Source organism: Marisediminitalea sp., assembly GCF_984433645.1.
This window is the reverse complement of sequence record NZ_CFIDRX010000174.1, coordinates 1-7,327: the sequence shown is the minus strand read 5'-3', so window position 1 is coordinate 7,327 and position 7,327 is coordinate 1. Positions and strand designations below refer to the sequence as shown.

Sequence of the window (7,327 nt, the reverse complement as noted above, 5' to 3'; positions counted from 1 at the left end):
GCCGTCGGGCAAAATACCGCGTTCGTGCCACTCGGCTACCAGCTGATTGGCCTGCTCTACAATGTTCTGCACATCGCCGTATTCGTCCATGATCACCTGAATGCCATAGCCGTTCACGCCGTTGTAGCGAGATAAGGCATAGGCATCGTCGGCAAACATGTCGGAGATATTGGTGACATCGCCCACGGTCAGATAAGTGCCATTGGCGTTCGCTAACAAGGGAATGCTGGCAAAGTCAGCTTTGTAATAGGCCTGTTCAGAGGCTTTTAAGCGAATGACTTTTTCTTTGTTGCGCAAACTGGTGGTAAGTGCAGTGGCCGATTCGGCATTGATGGCACTGGATACATCGTCAATGGTCAGGCCATAGGCTTGAAGTTTCGCCTCGTCGATTTCAATCGACATCATGTGGTCAACGTAGGAACTGGGGGATACCTGGCTAATGCCATCCCGGGCCAACAGCTCTCGTTCCAACTGCTCGCCTAATTGCTGTAAGGTGGCGGTATCGGTATCGCCGTAAAGCTGCACCCATATCACGTGCTCCTGACGACGGCCCTTGGAGATCACCGCTTTCTCCGCGTCAGACGGGAAGTTAAAGATCGCATCGACCTTGTTTTTTACGTCGGTCATCAGCGTATCCAGGTCGTAGTCGGTCTGTTTTTCGACTTGCACCGAGCTCCCGCTGGCCGAAGAAGTAGACGTAATACGCTTGATGCCCGGCACAGACTCCAGCGCGTTTTCAATTTTAATCGCAATCCCTTCTTCCGCTTGTTTCGCATCGCCACTGTCATAGGTCATTGAGACAGTAACAAAACGGGGCTCCATGCTGGGAAAGGCTTCTTTACGCAATTCGTTAACCGACAGCACGCCCGCCACAATTACGGCCATCATTAACAGGTTGGCTGCCACACTGTTGTTGGAAAACCAGGCAATAATCCCTCTGTGTTGCGTACTCATGCGTTACCTCCGGTGCTTTGCGGACTAACACGGGTACCCACCAAATAACTGTTAAGCGGGCGGGCCACAATGCGCGCTTCGGTCATGCCAGCGAGAGGCATAATGTAAGCTTTGCCGTCGGCCTGAAACTTCACATTGGGGGTAAATTTATTCAGCTTGTTACCAGCGTCCAGATACCACACTTCCTGCTTTTGCGAGATCGCACTGGCGGGAATTTCCCACAGTGCATCATAGGTTTTTCCGGCGACATGCGCGGTGACATAAGTGCCAAAATACAACGGTGAGTCTCCGGCAAGGGGCTGTTGCACCTCAACAATCAGCGAACGCTGTCGTGAACTGGTATCCAGGTGCTGTTCGATACGTTTTACCGTGCCGTGCCATTGATTCAGCCCATCCATATCCTCAATGACAACCGGCCATGACTGATCATCCGACGACGCCGTGGTTGGCAGGTTTTGCCACTGGCTGGCCGACAGCGGAATAGCAATCTCGGCCTCTGAGGCTGAATATAGCTGCGCAATGCTGGTACCCGATTGAACAAAGCTACCGGGCTGGATATCACGAGTAACCACAACCGCATCAAAAGGCGCCACGATTTGCGTCAGGGCAAGTTCACGCTCTGCGGTTTTCAATTGGGCTTTGGCTTCGTCCAGATTGGCCTGGGCGGCATGCAAGTAGGGCTCTCTGAGTACCAGGGGCGATTCAGGTTCGCCATCTAACCCTGAACGTTCCCAGTTATCTTTTGCCTGGACGCCTTGCAGTCGTTCCTCTTCCAGCGCGACGGTTGCAGCTTCAACGGCGGCTCTGGCGGTCGCCACGGCTTGTTGATAGGCAGTGTCGTTCAGGTAAGCCATGACTTCGCCTTTGCGAAAAACCGCGCCGGTTTCAAAATGCGGCGATAACCGCGTGACTTCGCCGCTCACTTGCGCAGTCAGCGACAATACGTGTTTAGCGGTTACTTCACCATAGCCGTTTACTTTCGCCTGATACGTTCCTGCGGCTACGTCCAGTACGCCTATCGCAGGTAAGCTGGCTTCCTGATTCTGAGGGCTGGCAAGTGGCGGAACCTTTGCATCTGATGTACTTGCTTCAGCAGCGGGACGCCCTTGGGGTTTTGCCGCTGAAGGGGCTCCTTGAGGACCTCCCGGCGGGCCTGCATGACCAGACTGACCAAATACACTAATGGTAACCAGTACCAATACTACCAGCGCCCCTGCGGTGCCGATGACGCGTTTTGCTGTTGAAGTCATGCTGATACTCCCAGACCCAGTGCCAGGCCTAAACTGATTCGATTCGATAATTGATTAAATTGCAGCTGCAATAACTGCGCTTGCAGGTCGTAGGTTTGCTGGTATACCGACAGTAAATCCAAAATGTCGACTAAGCCCTGACGGTATTGTTTTGTGTAGGTGTCACTACTGCGCTTGGCATTCGCCAGCGCGACACTGGTGGCCTGATACTGGCTGGCCAGGCTTTTCTCCTGCCCGATGCCGTCCTGTACTTCTTTTACTGCGGTAAGCAACGTGCTCTGGTATCCCCACCAGCTGTTTTCTACAGCCAGTTCCTGAATGTCGATATTTGCGCGTAATTCTCCGCCCTGAAACAGCGGTGCTGTTAACTGACCAAGTAATTGCCAGACAGGATTAGTAAACAAAGCCTGCGAGGGCGAAGTACCCGTATCGGAAAGGGCCGCACTCAAACTAATTGAAGGTAACAGTGACTTGTAAGCCACCCGGGTACTGAATTCCTGAGCCTGAATATTTGCATAGGCCGCCATTAAATCAGGGCGTCTCGCCAGGTCCTGTTCAGGCAAACTGGTCAGTGGCAAAAGTACATCCGGAAAGGTGGCAGCAACCGGCAGATCACTCACCGACATATCAGTACGACCAAGTAATACTGCCAAAGCGCGCAGTGATTGCGCGAGGTTTTCTTTATACGCTGCAATATTGGCTTCGCTGCTAGCCGACGATGTACGGGCGTTGTCGAGATCTTCCAGTGCGCCTAATCCGGTGCGATAGCGCTTGAGGATAACCTCCTGATTGTTTTTCAGCAGTGTCAGGCGGGCCTGCTCATTGTCAATGAGCTGCTGGTAATAAGCGACTTCCAGATAACCTCGCATCACTTCAGCGACCAGGGTATTGGTCACCGAGGTAAGCTCTGCCTCGCTGGCAGCCACTGACCATTGTGCAGCTGACACCTGATTGCCCAGCTTATTCCAAATATCGGCTTCCCAGCTGACAGTGAGACTTGTGTTATAGCTATCGTCACTGTCTTGCTGGCGCGTACCGCTCAGGCCCGCGCTAACACCGGGCAACCGCGATGCATTGGTCACGCGTTTTTGCGCCTTAGCGGTTTTTAAGCTAATTAGCTGTTGCTGCAAGCCCGGATTGCCGCTTAACGCCTCGTCAATCAGCGCAGGTAAACCGGGCACACTAACGAGTTCGGTTAGCGACGTAACCGAGTTGGCCTCTGCTGGCATTGTCTGCCAACTCACACCTTTCCCGGTATTGAGCTGAGCGTTTTCGCTGAAGTCACCCGTGTACTGACTGGCGCAGCCGGAAAGCACCAACGTCAGAGAAACGGCTAGAAGTGTATGTCTCATACCCATACCTGTTTATTCACAATGGGCACAGAATACAAAACCAACGGTTAATGCCGGGTTAACGCTGCTTAACCCACCTGCGGGCGTTAAAACAGCGGAAGTTGACCGTATAAAAAACAAACAAAGTAGGTTACGCTGTTCCCTCGTTTACTCTTGATAAGGACATCAGATGAACAGGCTCCTTTTGTTTATTGTGGTAACTCTCGCATTCCCCCTATTTTGCGCAGCAGATGTACATGAAGATACCCTCGCGCTTTATTCGAAATGCAAAGGCGGAAGAGATAATCTGGACGGCTACTGTAAATGCGTTGCGGTCAGAACGGCGGAAGTCGCCACCCCGGAACAACTGAAACATTTCTCTGAACACCCAACTGAAATCAGAAATGTGCTGCACGAAGATGAAATCTCAATCTCCATTCCGTTTGAACAGGCCGGCATTATCAACGATCACACCAATTTATTCTGCGTTGGCATGCCCATGTCAGCCAAACAATATTGGAAAAATTACAAATTAAAGCCCAAGTCAGCCTTACAGGCGGGCATTGAGGAGCAAGGGCGTCAGTTAGATGCCCTATTGATAAAATCGATGGCTCAAAAGGACAAGGTTTGCTATACCTCAGCCATATTAGGGGGTAGCTGCGATGACATCTGTAAAGATGAAAATACGTGTCCTGGAGGACCTAAGTTTGCTCGTTTAAGAGGGCTAGCCGTAGCTTGTAAGCAGGAGTCCAAACATAAAGCTTGTAAACCAATGGCCAGAGCGCTTCAAATTGAAGATTGGCGCACGCTTTCTCAATTGAATGATAGCCTGCCCAGCCAGTTGGTTGAGGATATATCCGAAGGGAAACGCAGAACATACACGCCTCAGGAGGTTTATCAGGTCATCCAGGCGAGTAACTATCTGATTGCCGCCTGCAAGTCCATTGGCGGTGATGCACTCAATACTGCGCAAGCAGTACTTAAAGTACAACACGACAAACTATTCAAAAATTTCGAACTCTCACAAATTTTACTAAAAGTCGTTGAAGGGAATGGCACCAACTGGGCGAAAGCCCAAGCCTGTGACGCAAACATCACATTGCCCTTTTTGTTTGGAATGACCGAAGCTCTCGATGAAAAACTACCCGAAAGCGTCTTCTTCTCTACGTGTCTGGCGAATAAGAAATCCATGGCGCATTGCCAGTGTTGGTACGATGTTTATGTCCAAACCGACAAGCAAGCAAAAGACCGGGCATACCCTATCAATCTAATGGATCCTCAACATCCCGGTTCCAGAGGCGGACGAAATACTCTTACCCAAGGTCAGAGGTTTACCGCCATGAGTTGCCCTGAATGATATTGCCTGATTAACCGTCTTTTTCGTTGTCAGCACCTGCCTGCTGGCTGCGAAACAGACCACATTTTCTTGCTATCGTTGTAAACACATAGGTGACAACTAGCAGCGTACACAATGTCAGCGCCATCTCCTCGCTGTCTGACAAAGTAAACAGGCTTTTCTGCAGCTTTAATAGTGCCACTGACGTTACCACCAGCATAATTAAATAGCACACGTAGGCTGCGATAGATTTGATATCTCGGAACATAGGTTTTCCCTGGAAGTAGCATGTCCTGGGTTGGTCTGCACCAATCTACCTAACTAACTGGCATCAAACAGCTGGCCCTAAGATCTGCTTTCACCGCCACCGGCCCAGACAATTCAAAAACCGATAGCAAAGCATTCGTTTCAATTAAAGAACGACAAGTAGAAAACAAAAAAAGGCATTACCTTTTTCTTTCAGGTATGTTAATTCGTCATACAAATTATAAATGAGCCCGGACTATGCGCACGATTTTCCTGTTAATGAGTTTGTTTTCGCTGATGAGCTGTGGCGGCGGTGGTTACCCGTTGTCTGCCGATGCGGATAGTCGCTACTCAATTATCGCCGATGACGCGTTCGCAGGCAGTTCAGTGAATGTATTAGCAGGCGTCAAACAGACCCTCTTTACCCATGGCCAGTTCCAATATGCCGCCTACTACAATGCGAATCGGCACCTGGTGCTTGCCAAACGCCCAACTGGTTCCAAAACCTGGCAGACGCAAGTAACGCCTTATACCGGCAACGTTGATGATGCTCATAATCACATTAGTCTGGTTGTCGATGCCGACGGGTATCTTCATATCGCCTGGGATCACCATAACTCTCCGCTGCATTATGCGCGCTCTGTTACACCAGGCGCGTTGACATTAGAGCGAAAGCCAATGTTAGGCGAACCACAGGCGGCAAACGAAGCAGGAGAGAACAGTGTCACCTACCCGCAATTTTATGCGTTGCCCTCAGGTGATCTGCTGTTTGCCTACCGCGATGGAGGCTCTGGCCGTGGGAACCTGGTACTCAACCGTTATGACCTTCGCTCCCAACAATGGCAACGCCTGCACAGCTCAGTGCTGGATGGTGAAGGTAAGCGCAGCGCATACTGGGACATGTCGGTCGATATTAATGGCGTAGTTCATCTGGCCTGGATTTGGCGGGAAACCCCGGACGTAGCCAGTAATCACGATCTCGCCTATGCCCGTTCTTTTGATCAGGGTGACACCTGGCAACAATACGACGGCACTCCTTATGCACTGCCCATTACCGAATCCGAGTCCGATGTGGTTATTCCCATCCCGCAAAATCACAAGTTAATGAATCCACCTGTTGTAATGGGCGACAATAGCAGCCGCCCTTTTATTGCCAGCTATTGGGCTGATTCTCCCACTGATATTCCTCGTTATCAGGTGGTGTATCCTCTTCCCCAACCAAACACCTGGCAGATTATTAAAGCGCCCAAAGCGGCAGAGAATTTCGAACTCAGTGGCCACGGCACCAAGCGGCCACCCATCTCCCGAACCATCCTGCTACCTCGTCAGCACAATGGTGTGACGTCGCTGCATTTAATTTACCGGGATGACTTTCAGCGCGGACAGGTGATGGGCCTGACTATGCACAACATTATTGATGCAAACTGGGAATCGCATGTCCTGCACCCACAAAATGTCGGTGCCTGGGAGCCCAGTATTGACCCAACGCAGTGGATACAGCATGGTAGGGCTGATCTACTACTCCAACGCGTCGAGCAACGAGACGGCAACGATGCCGAAAGCGCGCAAGTTGCGCCCAGTCACATTGGCGTGCTGAGCTGGCAAGCCAGCTTGCAATAATTATAAGGAAATCACTATGCCTAAACTGCTTCGCCCACTCCTGTTCACATTGGGAATGTCTGCTTTGTTTACTCAAGCCGCATTGCCTGATAAATCGACCTTACAAACCACGCTAACGAACATGGCCGACTGGCAAATCACTCATTTCCGGGATGATTACGGGCGCAAACATGAATGGGATAACCCTATCAATGGATGGCCTTACGCCGCCATGTACATTGGTATGGAACGTTGGGCGGATATTGCGCCAGACAAGCGCTACTATGATTTTTTACTGGGCGTTGCCGATGAAAACAAATGGGATTTAGCCAAAGCGGAATACCATGCAGACGACCAGGCTATCGGCCAGCTTTACCTTGCCCTGTACAACAAGTTTCAGTCGCCCCATATGCTCGAAAAAACCCTGAAACGCACTACGCATATTCTGGAAAACCCCAGTCAGCAACCTATGCGACTAAACAACTACAAGTACACCGAGCGCTGGACCTGGTGTGATGCATTATTTATGGCTCCGCCATTGTGGGCGAAACTCGCTAATATCACGGGAAATAAACAATACCGTGATTACATGTTTGCGGAATATGTTGCCA

The 7,327-nt window shown here is 50.7% G+C and carries 7 protein-coding genes; 3 read left to right on the top strand and 4 right to left on the bottom strand.

The features are described 5' to 3' along the window. The 3 genes from AC4MRN_RS17155 to AC4MRN_RS17145 form a co-directional block, all read right to left on the bottom strand. On the bottom strand, positions 1-954 hold a 954-nt coding region (locus AC4MRN_RS17155), incomplete at its 3' end, for an efflux RND transporter permease subunit (protein WP_491203966.1). Next, positions 951-2,204: an efflux RND transporter periplasmic adaptor subunit gene (locus tag AC4MRN_RS17150; protein WP_491203965.1), complete on the bottom strand. Its 1,254-nt coding sequence runs from the start codon at positions 2,202-2,204 to the stop codon at positions 951-953. The genes AC4MRN_RS17155 and AC4MRN_RS17150, both read right to left, overlap by 4 nt. After that, positions 2,201-3,556 (bottom strand): TolC family protein, encoded by a 1,356-nt coding sequence (locus tag AC4MRN_RS17145; RefSeq protein ID WP_491203964.1) that lies wholly within the window; start codon positions 3,554-3,556, stop codon positions 2,201-2,203. The genes AC4MRN_RS17150 and AC4MRN_RS17145 overlap by 4 nt, the downstream gene beginning before the upstream one ends. A gap of 169 nt (positions 3,557-3,725) precedes the next feature. On the opposite strand from AC4MRN_RS17145, the gene AC4MRN_RS17140 reads away from it, so the two are divergent. Then, the gene (locus tag AC4MRN_RS17140) at positions 3,726-4,892 is read left to right on the top strand and encodes a hypothetical protein (RefSeq protein ID WP_491203963.1); all 1,167 of its coding nucleotides are present in this window, start codon (positions 3,726-3,728) and stop codon (positions 4,890-4,892) included. Positions 4,893-4,902: 10 nt separating this feature from the next. Here the strand turns inward: AC4MRN_RS17140 and AC4MRN_RS17135 are convergent, their stop codons facing one another. Next, positions 4,903-5,139, bottom strand: a complete 237-nt coding sequence (locus AC4MRN_RS17135) for a hypothetical protein (RefSeq protein ID WP_490402396.1) — start codon at positions 5,137-5,139, stop codon at positions 4,903-4,905. 236 nt (positions 5,140-5,375) lie between these two features. Between AC4MRN_RS17135 and AC4MRN_RS17130 the strand changes: the two genes are divergently transcribed. Further along, positions 5,376-6,737 carry a BNR repeat-containing protein gene (locus AC4MRN_RS17130; protein ID WP_491203962.1) on the top strand — a complete coding sequence of 454 codons (1,362 nt, stop codon included), beginning with the start codon at positions 5,376-5,378 and terminating at the stop codon, positions 6,735-6,737. Between the two features lie 16 nt (positions 6,738-6,753). Next, on the top strand, positions 6,754-7,327 hold a 574-nt coding region (locus AC4MRN_RS17125; protein WP_491203961.1), incomplete at its 3' end, for a glycoside hydrolase family 88 protein.